This window comes from Emticicia sp. W12TSBA100-4, from assembly GCF_040253585.1.
In the GTDB taxonomy this organism is placed as follows: Bacteria; Bacteroidota; Bacteroidia; order Cytophagales; family Spirosomataceae; genus Emticicia.
Genome location: NZ_JBELAU010000003.1, coordinates 24,817 through 49,477 on the forward strand (window position 1 = coordinate 24,817; position 24,661 = coordinate 49,477).

A 24,661-nucleotide genomic window follows, 5' to 3' on the forward strand; every position below is an offset into this window, starting at 1 on the left:
TTTTTGTGTAATATACTGAAATTAATAACTAACTAAAGCAGAAGATTTTGCAGAAACAATAACTTCTTTACCATAAACTAAAACCGTAATTTCATCACCAGTTATATTCTCAATTTCAATCGTATTTCCTTTGATTGAAATATTCAATGAATTTCCTCTGAATCCAGTTCTGAAAGAAAAACCTTGCCATTGTTCTGGTAAGAATGGTTCGAATGAAAGTTTATCATTTTTCACTCGCATTCCACCGAAACCTTTCACTACTGAAAGCCAAGTTCCTGCCATTGATGTAATGTGCAAGCCGTCTTCAGTATCATTATTATAATCATCTAAATCGAGTCGAGCAGTGCGAACATACATTTCGTAGGCTTTTTCTTTTTTGCCCAATCTTGCCGCATGAATCACATGAACACAAGGTGAAAGCGAAGATTCGTGAACGGTCATTGGTTCGTAGAAATCAAAATTTCGTCGAAGTTCATCCAAAGAAAAATCTTCTTCAAAGAAATACATTCCTTGTAAAACATCAGCCTGTTTGATGAAACAAGAACGCAAAATTCTATCCCAAGACCATTTTTGATTGATTGGACGATGAGCCGCAATTTCATCAACTCTTAATAATTCTTTATCCAAAAATCCATCTTGTTGTAAAATTACTTGACGTTCTTCATCGAATGGGAAATACATATTGTCAATAATATGTTGCCATTTTTGGGTTTCGGCCGAAAAATTAAGGTTAGTTTTTGAAATAATTTCGTCAAATTTTGATTGGTTTTCCTTTTTCAAGCCTTCAAAACTCTCCAAAGTATATTTCAAGCACCAAACTGCCAAATAATTGGTGTACCAGTTATTATTTACGTTGTTTTCATATTCATTTGGACCAGTTACACCGAGCATTACGTATTTAGCTTTGTCGGCAGACCAATTTACACGTTGAGCCCAGAATCTCGAAATTCCTGTTAAAACTTCTAAACCGTATTCTGCCAAATATTGAGAATCGCCCGTGTAACGAATATAGTCAAAAATTGCATAAGCAATTGCACCATTTCGGTGGATTTCTTCAAAAGTAATTTCCCATTCGTTATGGCATTCTTCGCCGTTCATCGTTACCATCGGATACAAAGCTGCTCCGCTCGAAAAACCGAGTTTTTCGGCATTTTCAATAGCTTTTTGTAGATGATTATGACGATATACCAATAAATTACGAGCAACTTTTTGCTCAGAAGTTGATAAATAAAATGGTAAACAGTAAGCTTCAGTATCCCAATAAGTTACTCCACCGTATTTTTCACCAGTAAAGCCTTTTGGTCCAATATTTAGACGAGCATCTTCGCCAGTGTAAGTCTGTTGCAGCTGGAAAATATTGAAACGAATCGCTTGTTGAGCGGCTACATCGCCTTCAATTTGAATATCATTTCCTTCCCACTTTTTTGCCCAAGCAGCTATTTGTTCGGCAAGCATTGTATCAAAACCTTTCGTGGCAACTTTTTCAACGTAAGCCTTTGTTTTTTCATTTAAAGCCTCAATTGAATGGTTTTCAGAAGAAAGATTGGCAGCAAATTTTATTATTGAAACTTCTTCACCTTCAACAAGATTGATTTTGAATTCATTAGCTACATACTTTTCTTTTTTAATTGGAAAAGTCTGACAATCAACCTTTTCACCAGCTTGATAAACATCAAATTTCATCCCAGTGCAAACTTGAAAAGTTGGCACTGTTTCCCAAGCAGATTGCTTAGTTTCAAGTGTCAAAAAACCTTCACCATGTCCAGTTTCTTTTGAGATTTCATTCCAAAACTTCTCTCCGTGATTTGAGTCTTTGTTTGAAACATCGCCATTGAGTGAAACTTTTATTTTAGCTGAACCGAAGAAATTTAATGGCGTAATTGAGTATTTAATAACGCCTGATTCATCATCAACCAAACTTAAAAAACGTTGAGAATGAATTTTTAGCGTTTGGCCACTCGCCAGTTCTATTGTACAGATACGCTCCAAAACGCCAGTTCGCATATCAAGTGTACGAGTAAATTCATGCACTTTTGCCTTATTCAAATCAATGCTTTCGCCCTCAATTTCCACATCAATTCCTGTCCAATTGCAAGCATTGATAACTTTTGCGAAGTAATTTGGATAACCGTTTTTCCACCAACCTACACGAGTTTTATCAGGAAACCAAACACCAGCCACATAATTTCCTTGTAGCGTTTTTCCTGAATATTTTTCTTCAAAATTTCCACGTCCGCCCATACGGCCATTTCCCAAACTCATCAAACTTTCGGTGATTTCATTATGCTCTGGATGGAAACCATTTTCTACGATGCACCATTCATCGTGTGTTATATAATTTTTCATTTTTGGCTTTAATTTCAATTAAATTTAAAGAAGTCTTTGCTGGGGACTTTCGCTTTGAGCGAAGGCTTCCTTATTACTTTTAAGAAACTTTACTTAATAAATCATTGAGTTTGAGATTTTCAAACCCACTAAAAACAATATCTGCCATAGTTAAAACCTCGGCATGACCAATACCAACTACTTTCATTCCTGCATTTTTGCCTGCTTCTACGCCTGCTACGGCATCTTCAAAAACGAGACATTCTTCGGGCAAGAGATTCAATTCGGCTGCACCTTTCAAAAAAACTTCTGGGTCGGGCTTGCCTTTTGATATTTTTGTTCCGTCAATAATCGCATCAAAATCATTGATAAGTCCAACACCTTCGAGAATCATTCGGGCATTTTTACTTACCGAACCCAATGCTATTTTAATATCGGTTTGCTTGATTTGGGCAAAAAAATCACGAACACCGGGCAAAATATCATTAGCGGTCATTTTGCTTACTAAAGTCAGATAATGTTCATTTTTCTTTGCTGCGAGTTCAAGCTTTTCTTCTTCTTTCAAAACTACATTACCGTGTTCGAGAATCAAATTCAATGAATCCATTCTACTCACGCCTTTTAGGGTTTCATTAAATTCTTCCGAAATATCAAATCCTAAATCGTTGGCCATTTTACGCCATGCTTGATAATGAAATATGGCAGTTTCTACGATTACACCATCTAAATCGAATAAAAATCCTTTAATCATATTTTTACAACAATTTTCTAAATTGTTTCATATTTAAAATTCTAACTTCTTAACTCTACAATTTGGGAAATTGTGTTACTTTAGTTCCAGAATCAACGCCGTCATTGCTGGCACTTTGACATTTGAAATATCACTAAGTATTTCGCCAGTCATGATATTTTTTGCCGATTTTGCTCCTTTAATAATTTCGGCAAAATTAGCCGTTGGTACTGTTGATTCTGTGTTTTTAGTGTTGCTCACAACCATCACAGTTTGTTTATCAGTATATCTGAAATACACATAAATTCCGCCATCAAAAGGCGTAAACTGCATAAATTTCCCTTTGGTTAATGCCTCTGAAGTTTTGCGATAATTCAACAATTTCTTATTAAACTCAAATGCTTCATTTTCTTGGGCGTTTCTTCCTGTGGAAACAAATTTGTTTTCTGAATCACCTTTAAAACCTCCAGGGAAATCTTTTCTAACTTCGGCGTCGGTTGGGTTTTTGAAATTTTTCATCAAAAACTCAGTACCATAATACATCTGTGGTACACCTCGAACGGTGTAAAGCCAAGTTAAACCTAACTTATATTTATTAAAATCTTCACCAATTACCGAAAAATATCGGTCAGTATCATGATTTTCTACAAATGGTACAAGTTTTTCTGGGTTTTGGTATACGAGATCTTGTGAAAGTGTTGTGTATAAGCGATTTACGCCTTCATTCCAACCAAAATTTTCTTTCAAAGCAGTGTTAATTGCTCCTTGAACCTGAAAGTCACAACTCGAAGGGAGATTGCATTTGAAAGGAATATTCAAATTGTTTTTGGTGAAATATGATTGACTAATCACTGTATTCACGGCCGATTCTCCAAAAAGCAACATATTTGGGTGTTCGTCAAGAATCGCTTTGTTACAACGATTCATAAACTCCATGTCGTTATAGATATAAGTATCAATTCTCCACGCATCAATATTAAAATATTCGATCGTCCAAAGTGCGTGTTGGATTAAATAAGTTGCCAATAAAGGCTCTTTTTGATTCAAATCTGGTAAAAAAGAAGTAAACCAGCCTTCTTCGGTTACTTTTTTGTCATATTTAGAGCCGTTCACATCAATCAAAGGTTGGTCTTTGTAAGAGGTATTGGTGTATTTATCCCAATTGTGTAACCAATTTTTTGATGGCAAATCTTTTACTAACCAAGCATCTTCGCCTACGTGATTGTAAACAGCATCTTGTACAATTTTAATGCCCTTTTTATGAGCTTCGTTGATGAGTTTTTGATAAGCAGTATTTCCGCCAAAACGACGGTCAATTTGATAGTGGTCAGTAAAATGATAGCCATGATACGAGCTACGCATTGTGCCGCCTTCATTACTTTGGTGGGTATTATTTTCGATAATTGGTGTTAACCAAAGGGCGGTTACACCCAGTTCATTAAAGTAATCGAGATGCTCAGTGATACCTTGTAAATCTCCACCATGACGCAACCATGGACTTTTTCGGTCGGCTTGTACATCAAACATATCATCGAATTTATCGTTCGATTCATCGCCATTGGCAAAACGATCGGGCATCAATAAATAGACAACATCGGCTTGGGTAACAGCTTGAGGTTTGGCAGTACGAGTGTGTAATTTGTAATTTACGGTAGAAGATTCCGAACCATTAGAGAAAACCAATTGAAGATTGCCAGCTTTCGCTAATTTTGAAATATCCAAATCAACAAAAATGTAATTTGGGTTTTCAACGGTTTGTGTTTTTTTTAGTTTTACGCCATTGTAGGGTTTCAAACTAACTTTTGCAGTACCAATGTTTTTGCCATAAACCAATATTTGCAGGTTGGAATTTTTCATGCCAACCCACCAGTTAGTTGGGTTAATTCTCTGAATATCAGGCTTTTGGGCAAAACAATAGGTTGCAAGTCCTAATTGTACAAAAACAAGAAGGAGTAAGCGTTTTGTCATTTTCATAAGTGTTAAAGTATTCGTTTCAATGGCAAAATAACACAAACAAACTATTTTTTCATAAAAAAATCCTGTTTAGATTTGAAACTAACTTTAACCTTACATAAAATGAATAGAATAATTGCGATTGTCTTTTTGGCAATAAGCCATTTTGCAGTAGCTCAAAAATCAACAGAAATGACCAAAGAAAAATCTAACTTACCTAAAACTGACAAATTAGTAGTTTACCAAATTTACACCCGCCTTTTCGGTAACCTTAAAACTACCAATAAATTTTATGGCTCAATTGAGGAAAATGGATGCGGGAAATTTAATGATATTAACGATAAAGCTCTACAAGAACTCAAAAAGTTTGGCGTTTCACATGTTTGGTTTACGGGAGTGATTGAGCATGCAACCATGACTGATTATTCAAAGTCGGGCATTCCGCAAGATAATCCATTAGTTGTGAAAGGAATTGCTGGTTCGCCTTATGCCATCAAAGATTATTATGATGTTGACCCCGATTTGGCAGTTGACGTGAAAAATCGAATGAAAGAATTTGAGGCTTTGGTGAAACGTAGCCACACGAATGGCCTGAAAGTAATCATTGATTGTGTACCGAACCACGTGGCAAGAAGTTATCATTCTGACAAAAAACCAAAAGGAATTAAAGATTTTGGCGAAGAAGATGATAAAACCAAAACGTTCGACCTAAATAATAATTTCTACTACATCAAAGACCAAATGTTTGTGGTGCCAAGTGAGGTAAATCCTCCTGTTGTACCAAAAGAGAATTATACCGAAATTCCTGCCAAAGCTACTGGTAATGATGTTTTTTCAGCAAAACCGAGTATCAATGATTGGTTTGAGACAGTAAAACTAAATTATGGCGTAGATTATCTCAATAATCGCAGCAAGAATTTCGAGCCGATTCCGAGTACTTGGCTAAAAATGCGTGATATTTTGACATATTGGACTAAAAAAGGTGTCGATGGTTTCAGATGTGATATGGCAGAAATGGTACCTTTTGAATTTTGGGGTTGGGTAATTCCAGAAATTAAGAAAGTGAATCCAGAAGTAATTTTTATTGCTGAAATTTATAATCCGCAGACTTATAAGCAATATCTTTTTGAAGGGAAATTCGACTATTTGTACGATAAAGTGGGGCTTTATGATGCACTTCGCAGATTGATGGAAGGACACGGTAATGCCAATGATATTACTCGTGTTTGGCAAAACGAATCGGGCGATTTCTCAAACCGAATGCTCCGTTTCTTAGAAAATCATGACGAGCAGCGTATTGCTTCAAAATACTTTGCAAATGACCCTTACAAGGCTATTCCTTCGATGGTTGTGAGTGCTGCACTACACACTGGGCCTGTGATGCTTTATTTCGGGCAAGAAGTGGGCGTAAAGCCAACTGTGGCTGAAGGATTCAGCGGAGAAGATGGTCGCACAACGATGTTCGATTACTGGGGAGTACCTGAGTTTCAGAATTGGGTAAATAATCATCAATACGACGGTGGAAAACTTTCGCAAGAACAAAAATCTCTCCGAAAGATTTATGCCGAAATCTTGAAGTTTACTAATGAAAATGAGGCTGTAAAAGATGGGAAATTCTACGATTTACAATATGTAAACGGCAATGGACAAACCGTAAATTACAATGACCAAAAAATATATAGCTATTTGAGATTTACAGAAAATCAAAAATTATTGTTTATTTGCAACTTTGACTTGGAAAAATCATACGACACAGGAGTTTTTATTCCCCAAGGAGCATGGGAAATGATGAAAATTAATATCAATGAACCTGTGAGTTATTCATTAAAGGAGGTTTTTGAGAAAAGTATGAGTTCAACGGAAATAAATCAGCAAACGAAATCAATTTCAACCAAAGAAGCGATAAGATTGATACTACCTCCTAATAGTGTGACGATTTTAGAAATTCGATAAACGAAAATATATTCAACTTTAACCTATAACTTATCAAAATGACGTCTAAAAAAAGTAAGCCACTCTTAAGTTTTTGGCAAATCTGGAATATGAGTATCGGATTCTTAGGAATCCAGATGGGTTTTGCCCTTCAAAATGCCAATGCGAGTCGAATATTACAATCTTTCGGGGCTGATGTCGAGCATCTCTCTTGGTTTTGGTTGGTGGCACCTTTTACGGGTATGGTTATTCAGCCAATCATTGGTCATTACAGCGATAAAACTTGGACAAAGCTGGGACGCCGAAGACCATTTTTCTTGACAGGTGCAATTTTGGCATCAATTGGTCTGATTCTTATGCCTAATGCCGATATGTTCGTCAGTATTTTGCCTGCGTTGTGGGTTGGTGCAGGTTTTCTAATGATAATGGATGCTTCGTTTAATGTAGCAATGGAGCCATTCAGAGCATTGGTTGCCGATAAATTGAATGCCTCACAACAAACACTCGGGTTTTCGATTCAGACAGTTTTAATCGGAATCGGTGCGGTTGTTGGTTCGTGGTTGCCTTATGTATTAACCGAATGGTTTGGCTTTGAAAAAACAGCCGAAGCTGGTCAAATACCTTTCAGTTTGGTGTTATCTTTCATTATTGGTGCAGTTTCGTTACTTTCTTGCATTATATGGACAATCATAAAAACGCCTGAATATTCACCAAAAGAACAAGCGGAGTTTGAGGGAGAAGAGGAGAATGAAACCGAAAAAGGTAGCTTCTTCGATATTTTCAAAGATTTTGGTAATATGCCCACGACAATGAAGCAACTCGGTTTGGTTCAGTTTTTTTCTTGGTTTGGTCTGTTTTCAATGTGGGTTTTTATGACTCCTGCCATTGCTCAACACATTTATGATTTACCTGTAAACGATTCAAGCTCCGAAAAGTATAATGATGCAGGAAACTGGGTTGGAGTCATTTTTGGTGTTTATAATGCTGTTTCGGCAGTTTACGCTTTCTTTTTACCTAAAATGGCTGCAAAATATGGCCGTAAAAACACACACGCTTATTCCCTGATTATTGGTGGTTTAAGCTTGATTTCAATCTATTTTATAAGTGATTACCACTGGTTAGTTTTACCAATGGTAGGCGTTGGTTTTGCTTGGGCGAGTATTTTGGCAATGCCTTATGCTATTCTGGCAGGTTCAATTCCTGCCAAGAAAATGGGGATCTATATGGGTATTTTCAATTTCTTCATAACCATTCCACAAATCATCAATGGAATTATTGGTGGGCCAATTGTCAAGAATTTCTATAATAATCAAGCTATTTTTGCGGTAGTCGGAGGAGGTGTCTGCTTTCTTTTAGCAGCTCTAAGCGTCAGGTTTGTTGAAGATAAAAATGAATAATTTTAAAAATTTACAAAAGCCTTCGTTTTCGATGGCTTTTGTCGCTTAATAGCCTTACTAAGTCTCAACTTCCAAATGGTTTATCTTATAAAAATATGACTTTTGTCAATATTTTTTATAATTGTACTGAACACTTACTAACTTACCTTACTCTATATTAACAACAATGTTTAAAAACCGATTTCTTTATATATTCTTACACATTATTATGTGGATAGGATATACTGCATTACCTTTACTCAATGCTTTTCAAAATGATTCAACAAGAAGCCGAGTAAATCCATATACTAATACAACTTATTGGTTGTACGTTTCTATCACGTCAATTATTTTGTTTTATATAAATTCAGAGGTTTTGTTTCCAAAAATATACAAAAAACAGCCAATTCGTTATTTTTTAAGTCTGATTGCTGTAATTTTAGTTTTACTTTGGGGACGTTTTTTTGTGAGAATTACTTTTGTCGGAAACGACATCAACAAAAGCTTGTTTTATGTAAATGCTTTCATTCAGTACTTGTATGTCTTTGGAATTAGTGCATCTTACTGTTTTTTTTCAGACTACCAAAAACAACAGGAAATTCAACGTGAAAATGAAAATGAACGCTTAAAATCGGAACTATCATTTTTACGTTCTCAGATTTCACCGCATTTTATGTTCAATCTGATGAATAGTTTGGTTTCGTTAAATCGAAAGAAATCAAACTTAGTCGAACCTGTTTTATTAAAAATGGCAGATTTGTTACGGTACATGCTCTACGAAAAAGATGATAAACGTATTTCACTCGAAAATGAAGTAAAATATCTATCAAATTATATTGACCTACAAAAAGTAAGATTTGGCGATTATGTTAAGATAGATTTTGATGTGAATGCTTCAGATTCGAGCAAAAGTATTGAGCCTATGTTACTAATTCCATTTGTTGAAAATGCCTTCAAACATGGAGTCGGTCTAATTGAGAATCCTTTCATTAAGATAGAGTTAGAAACCAATACTGAAGAGCTTCGTTTTAAAGTTACCAATAAGTTTAGTAGCGATAGCAAAGAAGTGAAAGATGGAGCATCAGGTATTGGCCTGAATAACGTTAAACGTCGATTAGAGTTGCTTTATCCAAATAAATATGTACTCGATGTAAGTGAATCTGAAAATCTTTATACCACTAATCTGAAACTAAATTTCAAATAGATTGCGTTACTAAAGATAAAAAGTATTATATTTTTATGAATCTTTACACTTTCGAAGATGAAAGTTGCTTTTTTAAGGTTTAAAGATTTTTAGAATTCAAAACCTATTATTAATCAAAACGAGCGGTGTCGCTTTTAAAATATATGCGTTGTATTGCGGTTGATGATGAACCCTTAGCACTTGATTTATTGGAAGATAATATTACTCAAGTGCCTTATCTCGAATTTGTCGGTAGATGTAAGAATGCTTTTGAAGCAATTGAACTCATCCAAAAAGAAAAGGCAGAAAATCGAAATATAGATTTGATTTTTCTGGATATTCAAATGCCTGGTATTACAGGTGTACAGTTTGTGAAGAGTATGGTTTCAAATCCTATGGTAATTTTTATTACTGCCTATGACCAATTTGCACTCGAAGGATTTGACTTGAATGTGATTGACTACCTGCTAAAACCTGTTTCTTTCGAGCGTTTTTTAAAGGCATGTAATCGGGCAAATGAACTGTTTTTATTAAAAGAAAATGCCCAAACTCCAAAGGTTTTACAGGAAGAACACTTTTTTGTAAATGCAGAATATTCGTTAGTAAAAGTAAAGTTTGCTGATATTTTATATATCGAAGGTTTGAAAGATTATATAAAAATTTATATAAGTACACAGCCTCGACCAATCATTACACGCATGACAATGAAGAGTATTGAAGAGAAATTTGCAACAATGCCATTCATGCGAGTACATAAATCATACATTGTTTCTTTGAATAAAATAGAATCAATTAGAAACTTAAAAATTAGTATTGGTACTCATCTAATACCCGTGAGTGAACAGTTTTCTGATGAATTATTACGAAGAATAGGCAGTAAATAATGGTAGTCGCAAGAATTGGGCATTTTGTCTCATGTGTGTTGTGGCTTACAAATTATCTATTATTTTCGTGTTATAGATTATTAATCAAGAAAAAAAGCAGTAATGCTGCTTTTAAAATTAGTAAGTTGTTGGATGTGGAGATTGATTGAGCGTGCATTTTAGTTTCGGAGTAATTAACGACTCATAAATAATAGGTTAGTACTTAAAACTCGTGGGCTTTGCATGCGAGTTTTTTTTATGCCAAATTTGTAAGAAAATTAGAATAAACCTTATGACAACTCGACAACTTTTTCTTCAAAATGTTGCTCAAACCTCCGATTTTCCGCTTGCTCTTGAAATCCAGAAAGCAGAAGGTATTTATTTATACAGTGAAACAAAAAAGTACATTGATTTAATCTCAGGAATTGCCGTTAGTAACGTTGGACATCGACACCCAAAAGTAGTTGAGGCCATTAAAAATCAAGTGGATAGCTATATGCACTTAATGGTTTATGGTGAATATGTACAAACTCCACAAGTAAATTTGGCGGAAGCAATCTGCAAAACATTGCTTGGTACGGGGCTGAATAATGTCTATTTCACAAATTCTGGTACAGAAGCCGTTGAAGGGGCAATGAAATTAGCCAAACGATTTACTCGACGAACTAATATTGTTGCCTGCACAAAAGCTTATCATGGCTCAACTCAAGGTGCATTATCGTTGGGAGATGAGCATTTCAAACGTAATTTTCGCCCGCTCCTTTCTTCAATTGATAAAATTGAAAGAAACAATTTTGCCGATTTAGAAAAAATAACTAATCGCACTGCCGCTGTATTCTTTGAACCAATTGGTGGTGAATCAGGCGTACAGGAGGCAAACTATGAATATTTACAGGCTCTCCGCAAACGCTGTGATGAAGTTGGTGCTTTATTAGTTTTTGATGAGATACAGTCTGGTTTTGGCCGAACTGGAAAGTTTTGGGCGTTTGAATATTTTGATGTTAAGCCTGATATTTTGCTTTGTGCTAAAGGCATGGGCGGTGGAATGCCAATTGGTGCATTTATCGCATCGCATGAAATAATGGGAGTTTTAAAAGATAATCCAATCTTGGGGCATATCACAACTTTTGGTGGACATCCTGTAAGTTGTGCAGCATCATTGGCAACTTTAAATGCAATTTTTGAGGAAAATATGTTATATAACCCCAAAAATTGTAAGTTTGGCTGTATTCAATCAAGTTGTCGTTCAATTGAATGTAATTTGATTGAACAAAAATCTCAGTTATTCAAAAAACTATTGGTTCATGAAAAAATAAAAGAAGTAAGAGGAAAAGGTTTAATGTTGGCCGTAGAATTTGAAAGTTTTGAAGTGTTGAAGCCAATCATCGACCAAGCTATCGAAAAAGGCGTAATTACAGATTGGTTTTTATACTGCGATAATTCGATGCGAATAGCACCGCCTTTAATCATTACCGAAGAACAGATTAGGTTTGCTTGTGAGGTAATTTTGAGTTGTTTGTAGATACGTTGCAATGCAACTTCTGTTGGTAACGAGAAGTTATAAAATTGTAAAAAAAGAGACGTTGCAGGGTGACATCATTTAGTATTGAAAAGGGACTTGATGTTATAAAAAAACAAAAAAAAGAGACGTTGCACTGCAACGTCTCTACAATATTATTTGACCATTCTTCGTACCTGCTGAATTTCTCCGTTTTGTAAGCGAACGAAATACATTCCGCTATTAAAATCTCTTGTATCAACAAACACTTCGTGACTTCCAGGCTCAAAATCGCCATCAACTGGCATCGCTATAACACGGCCAACATTATCGAAAATCTGAATCATTGTATGACCACCTTTAGTCTGAAAGGTCAATGTTGTTGAATCTGCAAAAGGGTTTGGATAATTACTGATTAGTTCTTCGCTTACTATACTTGGCTCATTAGCTGTAATTTTGCCACAAGCTTGTACTTGTACAAGTGGTAGAGGCTGAAAGTCTTTGAGCAAAACATCATCAACATAAGCTTGGTCGAGACAAAACCATTGAGTAAGAATAGATGCATAAACCGAACGAAAATCATATTGCATCGTAAGATTATCGTTGGTATTTGGAGAGGCAGCAATATCTGGTGATTTTCCGAGTACAACTGGGTTTACCAAATCGCCAAACATAAACATCGGAGCCGCTGCACCGTGGTCGGTTCCACCACTGGCATTCGATTTCACTCGGCGACCAAACTCAGAATATGTTACTCCTAATACTTTTTTCGATACGCCAAGAGTAGTAATATCATCTGAAAATGCTTTGATGGCATCGCTCACCGTTTTCCAAAGATTGGCGTGTGTGCCAGTGGTCGTATCACTCGTATTTACTTGATTGCTATGTGTGTCAAAACCACCGATACTTACATAGTAAACTTTGGTTTTCAGACCGCCTGCAATCAATTGAGCGACAATCTTTAATTGGTTCGCCAAACTTGTATTTGGGTAGGTTGCTTGTTTAGTTACTTTCGCTGCCGCTGCTTTTATTGAATTTGCATAAAGATTGGTCTGATTGGCTACTTCTCGCAAAAACTTTAACTCTTTGCCCGCCAATGTATTGGGAGTTGTTTCTACTTTATTCGAGATTAAATTATAAAAACTCGCTGGGTTTGAAATGGCCATTCCCATTGATTGCACTGGCCCTTGAAGTGCAGTATTTACAACCGAACCAATCTGAATTGCCAACGGGTCAGGATATTTGGTACTTGGGTATCCAATCGGATAATTGGGGTTTTCAATGGCCAAATATCTTCCTGCCCAACCATTATTTACAAAAACATTCGAGTCAGAAGCCGAATTCCAAATATCGGTTGCTCTGAAATGTGAGAAATTAGGGTTTGGATAGCCCGCACTCTGAATCAATGCTGCTTTGCCTTCCTTAAACATAGTTTGGAATGACGTCATTGCTGGATTCAAACCGAGCGTATCTGTCTGAGGAATCAATAGAAGCTTTTCTTTAGGAATAGCAATATTCGTTCTGGCGTTTTGATAAAGACTATATTTATCAATTGGAATAACAGTGTTCAGACCATCATTTCCACCCGAAAGTTGAACAACGACCAATACGTTTTCATCACCAATGGCATTTTCATCTACGTTTCCAAAGGCTTTGAAAGAAACACCATTAAGTAGAGCAGGGATTACAACACCTGCAAAAGTATTTTGTATAAAATCTCTCCGTTTCATAGAATCCCAATAATTTTAAAATGGTGTTTTGTTTGCTAGATTGTCAACTTAACTGATATTCAGGTAGAGCCAAAAGATATTTGAATAGATTTCGGAGTCGAGTTGTTACCATATTCAGTGTATTGGTATCGTTGGGTTTACTAATCATGGCATCCCACAGTTCTGTCCAATAATAATCACTCGATTGCCCACTTAAAAGAATATCTTTCTTGACTTGTTGAACAAGTTCGTCACTAACTGGGATTTTATACAAAATATTCAAAGATTCGCTAATAAGCTTATTTGGGTCGTTAGGCACAGGCATTTTTTTTGCAAAAGCAACCACATCAAGCTGAATACGTCTACCATTTTTAGTGAAACCCGAATTGATAAATGTGTCGGTAAATTGGTTTCGTTTTGGATAAGTATCCGAATTTATCCAAATTTCATAAAACATGGGTTCTTGATAATATGCTGGCCAACCCGCAACATTAGGTGGGTCGCCGATATCTTGTTGCATAATTTGCCCTTGACGAACCATTTCTCCGAATAAATTATAATATTCTTGCAAGTAATCTTTTGGAGAAGGAAAGACAACACTAAATTCTCTTAGTGTGCCTACAACCAAATCCAATGGACTTTTTATCATGGCACCATATACGTTTGCATCAAAGAAATGTTGACTCTTAAGTAGTTTTTCAATGACAGGTTTAATCTCGTATTTACTATCTCTAAAGATTTTTGCTAACGGCTCAATGATGTCTTTTTCAACAGCAGGAGTAATGTCATAATATACAAAAAACTGATAAAATTTTCTGCATATAAATTTACTGACTTCTTCGACCGCAAAAATCATAGTAAGCATCTCATCTAATTCTTGTATGCCAGTTGCATTATTTATGCCTTTTATGACAGTATTATTGTAGAAAGACGAGAATTTTTTATCAGTTATGTCGTGGTTTGCTACATTAAAATTATAGACCATTCGGTCGTTGTTAATACCAATACCCGTAAGCACTCTTGCTGCAGCTTTTACGTCATCTTCTGTATATTTTGAGCCACTTCCTTTTCCTACTGTAAAAAGCTCCTGCAACTCACGGGCATAATTTTCATCTGGAGCATTTTTAGTATTCAATCGGCCATTCAAATAGCGAAGCATGGCGGGGTCGAGCGTTATTTGCTTTACAAACTCTTTGAAATTCCCCAGTGCATATTTTCGGAGTACTGTATTGTGTAGATATGCAAATCGAGCATCGTTAAATTCATTGATTTCGGTAGCAAAATGATTGTGCCAAAATAAAACCATTTTTTCATGGATGTTTCGCTTTTGGTTGGCCATTTGCATCACCCACCAGTATTTGAATGATGCTCTTCGCCTTGAATTTACTGTGCCATCGCCATAAATGGCTTTTATCCAAGTTTCACCAAATTTGATACCTTGTGGATCTTTATAATCGGCAGTTTCATAAAAATTTAAGGGTGGTTCGGGGTCGGGTAGGGATGCCAAAAGTTCATCAATACTCTGCTTTATTGTCTTTTTCTGAAAGTAGGCAATGTCATCAGGACTTGCACCAAACATTGTACGTTTTAACAAATGACTTATTTGAGTGGTTTTCCATTCACCCTTATACTCGTCAATGCCGCCTTGAATAGCCGTTGGAGAGTAATGTTGACTCATAATTTAGATTAGGTTTTTACTATTGACAACACTTATTGAAAAAGGTTTAATTTTCTTCTCCGTAAAATAAGTTATTTATATAGTCAAGATATGGTTTTAGTATTTGGCAGCCATTTATGACTTCTGCTGCAAAGTTTTTAGTCAATAATTCATCATCAGAATACTTATGGACAAAGAAAAGTTGTTTGTATTTCAATAACTCAATTTCTGGATGATCGATGGCATAACCTTTGGGCATTTTCTTTACTTTTTCTCCGTGAATTTCGTTGAAATAATGCTTGAAAATATCATCTTCGATGATGCCTTTAAGGATATGTGGGCTATAATCAATTTCCTGTCTGAAACTTGCTAATTGAGCGGATGTTGCAGCCCACATTCCACCACCCAGAAATGATTCTCCGTTGGGTTGGATGTGTAAATAGAAATCAACTTTTCCAGAACTCTTTCCGCCTGGGCCAAAGCCTGCTGCCAAGTATTTTTTATATGGAGACTTATCCGCAGAAAACCGAATATCTCGATTGATGCGTAAAATGCAACTTTTGACAGTCGTATTGAGTAAATTTTCTTGAAACTGAGCAATTCCAGTCAAAATTTCTTGGCAGAAACCCTCAAATTCTTCTTTTGTTTGGTCATAATCTTTGCGATTTGCATGAAACCATTCTCGATTATTATTTTGTTCTAAGTTTCTTAAAAATTGGAGTGAATGATGGCTAAGCATTGATATTTTTGTCTATTTTTGTGGAAAATTACATTATTTTTATCATTATTCAGAAATTATGGCAAGAATTTTAACAGGCATACAAGCAAGTGGTGTACCACATCTCGGAAATATTTTAGGAGCGATTTTGCCTGCAATAAAGTTATCTCAAAATTCACAGAACGAATCTTTTTTATTTATCGCAGATCTGCACTCAATGACTACCATCAAAGATGCAAACGTGATGCAAGAAAACACCAAAGCAGTAGCTGCAGCATGGCTGGCTTGTGGTTTCGATGCCGAAAAAAACTTTTTTTATCGTCAATCTCGTTTGGCTGGTTATCATACTGAATTGATGTGGTATTTGAATTGTCAAACGCCATATCCTATGTTGGCAAATGCTCACTCGTTCAAAGATAAATCAGACAGGCTTTCTGATGTAAACGCTGGACTTTTCACCTATCCAGTTTTGCAAGCGGCCGATATAGTGCTTTATGGAGCTAATTTTGTTCCAGTCGGCAAGGACCAACGCCAACATCTCGAAATGTCGAAAGATATTGCCGCTATTTTTAATCGTACTTATGGAGAAGTTCTGACATTACCTGAACCATTGATTGATGAAACAGTTATGGTGATTCCTGGGACTGATGGCACGAAAATGAGTAAATCATACAATAATTTCATCAATATTTTCTTGGCTGAAAAACCTTTGTTGAAAGCAATAAAGTCAATAATTTCTGATAGTACGCCACTCGAAGAACCAAAGAATCCTGATACGGATGTAACGTTTAAGTTATTTTCGTTGGTTGCCGAACCCCACGAAATTGAAGATATGCGTCAAAAATATTTGGCAGGTGGCTTCGGCTATGGGCATGCAAAACAGGCTTTATTTGAAGTTTTGTGGAAGAAATTTGAAAAAGAAAGAGAGATTTTTAATTATTACATGGAAAATAATGATGCTTTAGAATCAAAATTAAAACATGGTGAAGCCAAAGCTCGTGAAATTGCCGAAAAAACAATCAATGATGTAAGAGGTGTTTTAGGTTATTTATAAGATGATTGAAACTATCAAATACGCTGAATATGAGTGGTTTTTGTGGCTTAATAGCTTTCATTCACCATTTTGGGATACTGTTATGTTTTGGGTGACATATCGCTTTACGTGGATTCCACTTTATCTTTACATTATCTATTTCTTGTATAAAAATATCCGTTTTGATTTTGTAAGAAGTCTTCTCTTTGTGCTGATTTCGGTAGGGTTAGCAGATAGAATTACGTCTGGATTAATGAAACCTTATTTTCAACGTTTGAGGCCATGCCATGACCCGATGATTCAGCACATTGTGCATGTGGTTGGTAATTGCGGCGGACAATATGGTTTTGCTTCGAGCCATGCTTCCAATTGTTTTGCTTTGGTTGCAGCACTTTTTATTTTGTTTAAAACTCATAAAATTGAAACTAAAATGTTGCTTTTTTTGTCGATTTGGGCAATAATTGTATCATATAGTCGTATTTATGTGGGCGTTCACTTTCCGACCGATATTTTAGTCGGCGGACTAATCGGTTTCTTGATTCCGTTTGCCCTTTATCCAATAATTACACTTTTTAAACATAAAAATTCAGTAATCTAAACCTAATCTTATGAAAAAAACACTTTCAATTATTACATTCTTGCTTTTTTCTGCTTTTTCGTATGCACAAGACATCACGCAAGGCACTTGGTATAATGAAGAAAAAACTGGAAAAATACAGTTTTTCAAGCAAGGAGATAAAATCAATGGTAAAATTGTTTGGTTAAAAGAACCAAACGAAAATGGCAAGCCAAGAATGGATAAGGAAAATCCAGATGCTAAACTTAAAACTCGCCCGATTTTGGGATTGATGAACCTAAAGAACTTTAAGGCTACTGGCAAAGGGACTTGGCAGGACGGTGAAGTTTATGACCCCAAAAATGGCAAAACATATTCTTGTAAAATGACATTGGTTAGTCCAACTCAACTGGATGTACGTGGATTTATCGGAATTTCGATAATTGGTCGCACTTCAAAGTTTACAAAAGCCGATTAACACATTTTATATAAAGTTCTTGAAGCGAAGATTTATTTTTGAAGAAATAAATCTTCGCTTTTTTGTTGTATGCAATTATCCTTCACTAATTATCGAAAAGCCTTTGGGGCAGTTGAAGTGCTAAATATTAATGATTTAACTCTTGAATCTGGCATTTATTGGGTCAAAGGAGAGAATGGTTCTGGTAAAAGTACACTTTTTAAGTCTATTGCTGGTATTATTGATTTTGATGGAAATATTGAGCTAAATAAAAGCCTAAATTCGCAAAAACAAACAGTTGAGTTTAGAAAAATGGTCAATTTCGCCGAAGCTGAGCCTCTTTTTCCAGAATTTCTAACTGGCAAAGATTTAATCAATCTTTTTTCGGAAGCCAAAAATGCACCTCCTTCGCAAAGCGAATTTTATTTGAATGATATGAAAATGCAAACCTACATCAATGAACCAGTAGGAGCGTATTCAAGTGGAATGCTCAAGAAATTATCAATAGTTTTGGCTTTTCTTGGGAAACCCCAATTGATTCTGCTGGACGAACCTTTAATCACGCTCGACACCTATTCGCTAAAGATTTTGTATAAATGGATTGAAAAGAAATTTGTGGAAGATGGTGTCAGTTTCTTGATTTCATCGCATCAACCATTGGGTTTTGATAGTGGAATTGCCACGAAAACACTTTTAGTTGAAAATCGAACGCTTAATTTTGCTTAACTCTGATGGCTCTTACTCAAATTCTCTACAAAATTTTTGTTAAAGGTTTTTATAAAGTTCATTCAGGTCAGTTATTGTTTTTATTTGGAACAATTCTGACTTATCTGTTTTATATTCAGGTACTTAGCGATGACCACATTACTACACAAGAAACTATTTTCTATAACCTAAGTTTTATTTTGACTATCATTAGTTCACCAATTTTGGCGGTTTTGATGATGTTCGTTTTTCTGATTTTTACGCTCAAAGGTTACAACTATATTTCAGCACAAATCTATTTACCGTGCAACTTTTTTTTGTTTTATAGTGCCAATTCTTTAAGTAAGTCTGAGCAGCTAAAAAGTTGGTTTATTACCCAATTACTCATTTCTTTTCCAATTATTCTCTATATTATTTTTTCGATAATCGTTGGCTTTGTATATGATTATTATCTGTTGCCGATAATTTTTCTTTGCTTTGTATTTGGTGTAAGTTTACTTTGTACTTTATCTTACATACATCTAATAAATACACCTATTAAGGCTTACAATGGCGGTTTATTACTGAAATTTATAAAGAAATGGAAGAAAAGTCTGCTGATGATTACGTTTGTTCAAATTTTTGATAAACATTTGCTTACTTTTTTGATTAGTAAGTTTTTTGCTGTCTTACTTATATTTGGGTTGACTGAATTATTATCAGATTTTAATCAATCTGCTTTGGGGGCATTGATTACATTATTTATATCTTTATCGAATGCAGCCTTGATTTTTGAAATTTACCGTTTCGAGCGTCAATATTTAAGTTTTATTTTGAATTTTCCAACCAAGCTTTCCACTACATTTTCGCAATGGATTTTAACTATTATCATCTTAGTTTTACCCGAAATAATTGCAATAAAGTTACTTTTCGATTGGGCAGTTTTCTTGAATAGTTTCTTTATTCTTGTTGCTACTTGTTTACTCCTAAAGTCCTTACTATTAATGATTTCACTGAATATGAAATCATTTTTATATAAGATATTTATTTTACTTTTCGTTGGTGTAGTATTGATACAATTCGGACTTAGGACTATTGTTAGCCTTGCTTATTTGGTGTTGTCAATACTTATTTTCTGTAAAAAGTATTATCATCAGATATAAAAAAAGCCCCCAATTCTCTCGAAAAGGGGGCTTTTGTATGAATTCTTGAAGAAATTACTTTACTTCTTCAAAGTTTACGTCAGTTACACCTTCGTCAGCAGTTGCAGTGCTACCACCTGCTTGTTGACCACCGTCTGCTCCTGGAGTTGCACCAGCAGCATACATTTCTTGCGAAGCAGCCTGCCATGCCGCATTTATTTTTTCCATTGCAGAATCAATCGCAGCTAAATCTTTCGTGCCGTGAGCGGCTCTCAATTCAGTTAGTGCACCTTCAATTGCAGATTTGTTGCCTTCTGAAAGTTTGTCACCATATTCTTTCAACTGTTTTTCAGTTTGGAAAATCATGGTATCAGCCGCATTCACTTTCTCTACTTTTTCTTTTTCAGCTTTGTCGGCTTCTTCGTTTGCTTTTGCTTCATCACGCATTTTTTGGATTTCTGCGTCAGATAAGCCCGAAGATGCTTCAATTCTGATTTTTTGCTCTTTGCCTGTTCCTTTATCTTTAGCCGTAACGTTCAAGATACCGTTGGCATCAACATCAAACATTACTTCTACTTGAGGTACACCACGTGGTGCTGGTGGAATACCATCTAAATGGAAGCGTCCGAGAGTACGGTTTTGCGTTGCCATTGGGCGTTCACCTTGCAGGATATGTAACTCAACAGATGGTTGGTTATCAGCCGCTGTTGAGAATGTTTCAGTTTTCTTGGTTGGAATCGTTGTGTTCGACTCAATCATTTTTGTAAATACACCACCCAAAGTTTCGATACCAAGTGATAATGGAATAACGTCAAGCAACAAAATATCTTTTACTTCGCCAGTCAAAACTCCACCTTGAACTGCCGCTCCGATAGCAACAGCTTCATCAGGGTTTACATTTTTCGATGGTTTTTTGCCAAAGAATTTCTCAACTTCTTCTTGAACCTTAGGGATACGAGTCGAACCACCAACTAAAATAACTTCATCAATATCACTGATATTCAAGCCTGCATTTTTCATGGCACGCTTACAAGGCTCCATCGCACGTTGAATAAGGTTATCAGACAACTGCTCAAATTTCGCTCTTGAAAGGTTTCTTACCAAGTGTTTAGGAATTCCATTTACTGGGAAAATATAAGGCAAATTGATTTCAGTTTGTGCTGAACTCGAAAGTTCGATTTTAGCTCTTTCAGCTGCTTCTTTCAAGCGTTGTAAAGCCATTGCGTCTTGACGGAGGTCAATACCTTCATCTTTTTTAAATTCTTCTGCCAACCATTCGATAATTACTTGGTCAAAGTCATCACCACCGAGGTGAGTATCACCATCAGTTGATTTTACTTCAAATACACCATCGCCCAATTCAAGAATCGAAACGTCAAAAGTACCACCACCTAAGTCAAAGACCGCAACTGTAATATCTTTACCTTGCTTGTCGAGACCATACGCCAAGGCCGCAGCCGTTGGTTCGTTGATGATACGTTTTACATCTAAACCAGCGATTGTACCCGCTTCTTTAGTTGCTTGACGCTCTGCATCGTTAAAGTATGCTGGAACAGTGATAACAGCCTCTGTAATAGTTGTGCCAAGATAGTCTTCGGCAGTTTGCTTCATTTTTTGAAGAATAGATGCCGAAATTTCTTGAGGAGTATATAATCTATCGCCGATGCGTACACGTGGAGTATTATTTGCTCCTTGTTCAACATCATAAGCAATTGTTTTTAATTCACTTCCAACTTCTGTAAAACGTTTTCCCATAAAACGTTTGATAGAAGAAATCGTATTTTTAGGATTAGTGATAGCTTGACGTTTGGCAGGTGCTCCAATTTTCTTTTCTCCATTCTCTAAAAATGCTACAATCGAAGGGGTAGTACGAGCACCTTCGCTGTTTGCAATAACAACTGGCTCGTTTCCTTCCATCACAGCAACGCACGAGTTTGTTGTTCCTAAGTCAATTCCAATAATTTTTCCCATGTTTTTTGTGTCAGTATTTTTAATCAATTTATTTCAATTATTTATCTCAACAATTGAAATGCCAAGCATAAATTTGGCAGCAAATACTGACAGATTGTCAGATAACTATTGTGTCAATTTCCTTGATGGTCTTAATTTTGTCTCAATTATTGGTAAAACTTCCAAATTGTCAGCAGCTGAACTTGGAAGACTCGGCGTGCTTGGACAACCAGCAATATTTGCTCTAAATACAGTTCCTGAATCTACAGAAAATCCGGGAAGTAGTGTTACTGATTTGGCCGCATTGTAATTTACTTTCGCACTTGAAGAGATAATATTTGTTGCTGAAATAGTTTGTGAGGCATTGAAAGTCAGCGACGTGCTTGCACCAGTATAGTTATCTTTATTTTTTACTAATGAATAGATACTTTTGCAGTCTGGAATAACTTTAACAGTATCTCGGGTGGCAGCACTTGTACAATCGCCAACTTTGCAAGTAACGCTGTAAATTGTTGTGTCTGTTGGACTAACTACTAAAGGATTTGCCGATGAGCCGTTTGACCAGGTAACGGTTCCTCCAAAACAACCAAAAGCCAATAATGAACTTGATTGGCCTTTATTGATGATTTTATTGGAGTTTGATATGATTAAATTTTGTAATGTAACAATTTCTACCAAATTACTTTGGTTTGAAATATTACCTGAATAATCAACTGCTTTTACTACAAATGTATAATAATACAACGGATTGAGTCCAGTTATTTTGAAAGTTGTTATTGGTGCTTCAACACTACCAATTAAAGCTCCATCTTGGTAGATATTATATTTTTCTACCTCCATATTATCGGTAGAAGCATTCCATGAAAGTGTTACACAGTTTTGAGAAAGTAAGCTTTCAACTAATGAAGTAGGTGCGGAGGGAGCTTGGGTATCTACACAATGCAATCGAGCATTTGCCCAGTCAGCATGGTCTGCAAAGTTATTATCGCCAGCATCATTGACTTCGAGTTTGAGTTCATTTACCCCCGCAACATCTAAATTGATTTTTACGATAGAACTATTTTTATTGAGGGTGCCACTTGTATATGTTAATTGATTGTCTTTATAAACCTTAAAAATCACGGTTGTTCCTGCACTTGCGGAGGCCACCTCATCATCAATGCCAATCGAAGAAATAAATCTGCCGAAATTGTTATTTAGCCTGTAAATAATTGTTGAATTTGCATGCGTACCTATGCCTTTTGAAAAACTTGTTCCTCTTAATTTAAGAGTTGTTCCATCACCTGCTCCATTTTCTCCGTTACTTTTATCCATTTCTACTGGACCCCAACCATTTGATGAGCTACAAGCCGCTACATCTGATAAATAAGTAACTCCCGAGCAAGTAGTTATACCTACACAACTGCACTGCGAACCAACATTCTGAACTGTCACTGGCTGTGTAAAAGTAATATTTCCTTGAGCATCTGTTACATAGCAACGATACGTACCAGATGAACGGTCAATAAATTGGGAGGTGGCTTCGGTAGGATCTTCATAATCCTCATTTCCAGTATCAATACGTACCCATTTATATGAATTATAGCCAGCGGGGGCTGTAATTCGGAGTTCAGTTGCGGAATGACAACTTACCGATAGTTGAGGAAACACTTTTGCGGTGATTGGAGTTGCATCATTGAAAAAATCATTGCTTAGTGCAGAATCCCATCTGTTAGCCAATTCTATAAGCCCTGCACCGTAAAAGTGAACTTCATCCAAACGATTGGAACCCAAAATATCATCCGTTGAAGGCCCTGGGTAAACCTTATTGCTACTATTGACCAATGAATTTTGTGCATTAATAATATTATAGTTTGGGTTTCCTGCACCACCATTTGCATATTTATTATTGACAGAAGCACGAGAAATGACCCAAGGTATATTACCTAATTCTGAACGAGTTTTATTTATAATATGATTTACATTTGAATAATAATTGGATTCCGAAGTATTTGCACTATTATCAGTTTCACCTTGATGCCATAAAATTGCTCTTACACCAAATATTGATGCGTAATAATTAATTGTTCTTTCTAATCCAGAATAAGGAACTCCAACCGCATTACAATAACTAAATTGCAATGGGTCAAAAAAGTTCTGTGTTGGTTGACCGTCTGAGCTTTCTTTCCAGTTATATGATGTGGTGTTTGTTGCCGCAGCATTGAAAAAAACTATAGGAACACCTAATTTTGCTGTTAAATTATCACCCAGTTTTCCGTAGCACCAAGGATTGAAACCTGTCTTCGATAAAAAACTTCGAGTATCACCATTGCTAAATATCTGAGTGAAAGAAGGATAATTAGGTGTTTTTTTATCGCACTGCTGAATTGAAATATCATACCATGATAATTCGTTGTGGGTTAGTACACGCTCATCGTTAGCTCCAACTTCACTCCAATTACCCTCTCTCCCTTGTGCATTTGATTGCCCCGCAATCAAGAATACTTCACCTACACCAAGTCGATTGATGGTTGCTGTACCAATAATATTCGTTCCCAATTTTCCTCTAACTTCCACAATATACCAACCTCCAGGAACATTAGCTACATACCCACTAAAAATTCCTCCATTAATGTTAGTGGTGAAGGTTGTCCAGTCAATAACAACCTGACTATTTGTGGCGTTTATAAAGCGAGCTTCGGCAGAAGAAATATTTGACGTATAGCTTCCCGCTATATAAATATTAGAAGTGTTATTTTGATTTCTTTGGAAGACCGCTTTTTCCATTGGAAATGTTATGCTTATCTGACCAACAGAAACAAACGATAATAACAATAGAGTGAGTGGAGCTACAAATTTCATGTAGTAGTTATTTATAATAATCAAATGCTAATCCAAATTTACAAAAAAAGCGTA

Annotated in this window: 18 protein-coding genes; 10 read left to right on the forward strand and 8 right to left on the reverse strand. The window is 35.9% G+C overall.

Annotated elements, in window-relative coordinates; translation table 11 throughout:
- Nucleotides 1-21: 21 nt before the first annotated feature.
- From ABR854_RS04160 to ABR854_RS04170, 3 genes are all read right to left on the reverse strand, one after another.
- Nucleotides 22-2,346, reverse strand: a complete 2,325-nt coding sequence (locus ABR854_RS04160) for a family 65 glycosyl hydrolase domain-containing protein (protein ID WP_350264101.1) — start codon at nt 2,344-2,346, stop codon at nt 22-24.
- A 79-nt stretch (nt 2,347-2,425) separates the two neighbouring features.
- Entirely contained in the window at nt 2,426-3,076 is a 651-nt protein-coding gene (pgmB, locus tag ABR854_RS04165) for a beta-phosphoglucomutase (protein ID WP_350264102.1), read from the reverse strand.
- A gap of 75 nt (nt 3,077-3,151) precedes the next feature.
- Complete coding sequence (locus tag ABR854_RS04170; protein ID WP_350264103.1) at nt 3,152-5,023, reverse strand: glycoside hydrolase family 13 protein; 1,872 nt, start codon at nt 5,021-5,023, stop codon at nt 3,152-3,154.
- A 108-nt stretch (nt 5,024-5,131) separates the two neighbouring features.
- Here ABR854_RS04170 and ABR854_RS04175 point away from each other — a divergent pair, with 108 nt between their 5' ends.
- From ABR854_RS04175 to ABR854_RS04195, 5 genes are all read left to right on the forward strand, one after another.
- Complete coding sequence (locus ABR854_RS04175; RefSeq protein ID WP_350264104.1) at nt 5,132-6,961, forward strand: alpha-amylase family protein; 1,830 nt, start codon at nt 5,132-5,134, stop codon at nt 6,959-6,961.
- Nucleotides 6,962-6,999: 38 nt separating this feature from the next.
- A complete protein-coding gene (locus tag ABR854_RS04180) occupies nt 7,000-8,337 on the forward strand; it encodes an MFS transporter (RefSeq protein WP_350264105.1) in 1,338 nt (445 codons plus the stop codon).
- A 166-nt stretch (nt 8,338-8,503) separates the two neighbouring features.
- Nucleotides 8,504-9,520, forward strand: coding sequence for a sensor histidine kinase (locus tag ABR854_RS04185; RefSeq protein WP_350264106.1), 1,017 nt, complete (start codon nt 8,504-8,506; stop codon nt 9,518-9,520).
- A 125-nt stretch (nt 9,521-9,645) separates the two neighbouring features.
- On the forward strand, nt 9,646-10,383 hold the full coding sequence (locus tag ABR854_RS04190) for a LytR/AlgR family response regulator transcription factor (RefSeq protein ID WP_350264107.1): 738 nt from the start codon (nt 9,646-9,648) through the stop codon (nt 10,381-10,383).
- Between the two features lie 271 nt (nt 10,384-10,654).
- On the forward strand, nt 10,655-11,884 hold the full coding sequence (locus tag ABR854_RS04195; RefSeq protein WP_350264108.1) for an aspartate aminotransferase family protein: 1,230 nt from the start codon (nt 10,655-10,657) through the stop codon (nt 11,882-11,884).
- 152 nt (nt 11,885-12,036) lie between these two features.
- Here the strand turns inward: ABR854_RS04195 and ABR854_RS04200 are convergent, their stop codons facing one another.
- From ABR854_RS04200 to ABR854_RS04210, 3 genes are read right to left on the reverse strand one after another with little or no spacing between them, the layout of a single operon-like run.
- Complete coding sequence (locus ABR854_RS04200; protein ID WP_350264109.1) at nt 12,037-13,590, reverse strand: DUF1501 domain-containing protein; 1,554 nt, start codon at nt 13,588-13,590, stop codon at nt 12,037-12,039.
- A gap of 43 nt (nt 13,591-13,633) precedes the next feature.
- A complete protein-coding gene (locus tag ABR854_RS04205; protein WP_350264110.1) occupies nt 13,634-15,247 on the reverse strand; it encodes a DUF1800 domain-containing protein in 1,614 nt (537 codons plus the stop codon).
- Nucleotides 15,248-15,293: 46 nt separating this feature from the next.
- Nucleotides 15,294-15,965, reverse strand: a complete 672-nt coding sequence (locus ABR854_RS04210) for a DUF2461 domain-containing protein (protein WP_350264111.1) — start codon at nt 15,963-15,965, stop codon at nt 15,294-15,296.
- Nucleotides 15,966-16,023: 58 nt separating this feature from the next.
- Here ABR854_RS04210 and trpS point away from each other — a divergent pair, with 58 nt between their 5' ends.
- From trpS to ABR854_RS04235, 5 genes are all read left to right on the forward strand, one after another.
- Entirely contained in the window at nt 16,024-16,998 is a 975-nt protein-coding gene (trpS, locus tag ABR854_RS04215) for a tryptophan--tRNA ligase (RefSeq protein WP_350264112.1), read from the forward strand.
- Between the two features lies 1 nt (nt 16,999).
- The gene (locus ABR854_RS04220; protein WP_350264113.1) at nt 17,000-17,575 is read left to right on the forward strand and encodes a phosphatase PAP2 family protein; all 576 of its coding nucleotides are present in this window, start codon (nt 17,000-17,002) and stop codon (nt 17,573-17,575) included.
- A 10-nt stretch (nt 17,576-17,585) separates the two neighbouring features.
- The gene (locus tag ABR854_RS04225) at nt 17,586-18,011 is read left to right on the forward strand and encodes a DUF2147 domain-containing protein (protein ID WP_350264114.1); all 426 of its coding nucleotides are present in this window, start codon (nt 17,586-17,588) and stop codon (nt 18,009-18,011) included.
- 69 nt (nt 18,012-18,080) lie between these two features.
- The gene (locus tag ABR854_RS04230) at nt 18,081-18,716 is read left to right on the forward strand and encodes an ABC transporter ATP-binding protein (RefSeq protein ID WP_350264115.1); all 636 of its coding nucleotides are present in this window, start codon (nt 18,081-18,083) and stop codon (nt 18,714-18,716) included.
- 5 nt (nt 18,717-18,721) lie between these two features.
- Nucleotides 18,722-19,837, forward strand: a complete 1,116-nt coding sequence (locus ABR854_RS04235) for a hypothetical protein (protein WP_350264116.1) — start codon at nt 18,722-18,724, stop codon at nt 19,835-19,837.
- A 54-nt stretch (nt 19,838-19,891) separates the two neighbouring features.
- Here the strand turns inward: ABR854_RS04235 and dnaK are convergent, their stop codons facing one another.
- Together dnaK and ABR854_RS04245 are read right to left on the reverse strand one after the other, a co-directional pair.
- Nucleotides 19,892-21,787, reverse strand: coding sequence for a molecular chaperone DnaK (gene dnaK, locus ABR854_RS04240; RefSeq protein WP_350264117.1), 1,896 nt, complete (start codon nt 21,785-21,787; stop codon nt 19,892-19,894).
- Nucleotides 21,788-21,892: 105 nt separating this feature from the next.
- Entirely contained in the window at nt 21,893-24,607 is a 2,715-nt protein-coding gene (locus ABR854_RS04245; protein ID WP_350264118.1) for an NPCBM/NEW2 domain-containing protein, read from the reverse strand.
- Nucleotides 24,608-24,661: the final 54 nt, after the last annotated feature.

Coding starts and splice junctions, on each gene's coding strand:
- ABR854_RS04160 (WP_350264101.1), bottom strand. CDS start 2,346: ATGAAAAATTATATAACACACGATGAATGGTGCATCGTAGAAAATGGT.
- pgmB (WP_350264102.1), bottom strand. CDS start 3,076: ATGATTAAAGGATTTTTATTCGATTTAGATGGTGTAATCGTAGAAACT.
- ABR854_RS04170 (WP_350264103.1), bottom strand. CDS start 5,023: ATGACAAAACGCTTACTCCTTCTTGTTTTTGTACAATTAGGACTTGCA.
- ABR854_RS04175 (WP_350264104.1), top strand. CDS start 5,132: ATGAATAGAATAATTGCGATTGTCTTTTTGGCAATAAGCCATTTTGCA.
- ABR854_RS04180 (WP_350264105.1), top strand. CDS start 7,000: ATGACGTCTAAAAAAAGTAAGCCACTCTTAAGTTTTTGGCAAATCTGG.
- ABR854_RS04185 (WP_350264106.1), top strand. CDS start 8,504: ATGTTTAAAAACCGATTTCTTTATATATTCTTACACATTATTATGTGG.
- ABR854_RS04195 (WP_350264108.1), top strand. CDS start 10,655: ATGACAACTCGACAACTTTTTCTTCAAAATGTTGCTCAAACCTCCGAT.
- ABR854_RS04200 (WP_350264109.1), bottom strand. CDS start 13,590: ATGAAACGGAGAGATTTTATACAAAATACTTTTGCAGGTGTTGTAATC.
- ABR854_RS04205 (WP_350264110.1), bottom strand. CDS start 15,247: ATGAGTCAACATTACTCTCCAACGGCTATTCAAGGCGGCATTGACGAG.
- ABR854_RS04210 (WP_350264111.1), bottom strand. CDS start 15,965: ATGCTTAGCCATCATTCACTCCAATTTTTAAGAAACTTAGAACAAAAT.
- trpS (WP_350264112.1), top strand. CDS start 16,024: ATGGCAAGAATTTTAACAGGCATACAAGCAAGTGGTGTACCACATCTC.
- ABR854_RS04220 (WP_350264113.1), top strand. CDS start 17,000: ATGATTGAAACTATCAAATACGCTGAATATGAGTGGTTTTTGTGGCTT.
- ABR854_RS04225 (WP_350264114.1), top strand. CDS start 17,586: ATGAAAAAAACACTTTCAATTATTACATTCTTGCTTTTTTCTGCTTTT.
- ABR854_RS04230 (WP_350264115.1), top strand. CDS start 18,081: ATGCAATTATCCTTCACTAATTATCGAAAAGCCTTTGGGGCAGTTGAA.
- ABR854_RS04235 (WP_350264116.1), top strand. CDS start 18,722: ATGGCTCTTACTCAAATTCTCTACAAAATTTTTGTTAAAGGTTTTTAT.
- dnaK (WP_350264117.1), bottom strand. CDS start 21,787: ATGGGAAAAATTATTGGAATTGACTTAGGAACAACAAACTCGTGCGTT.
- ABR854_RS04245 (WP_350264118.1), bottom strand. CDS start 24,607: ATGAAATTTGTAGCTCCACTCACTCTATTGTTATTATCGTTTGTTTCT.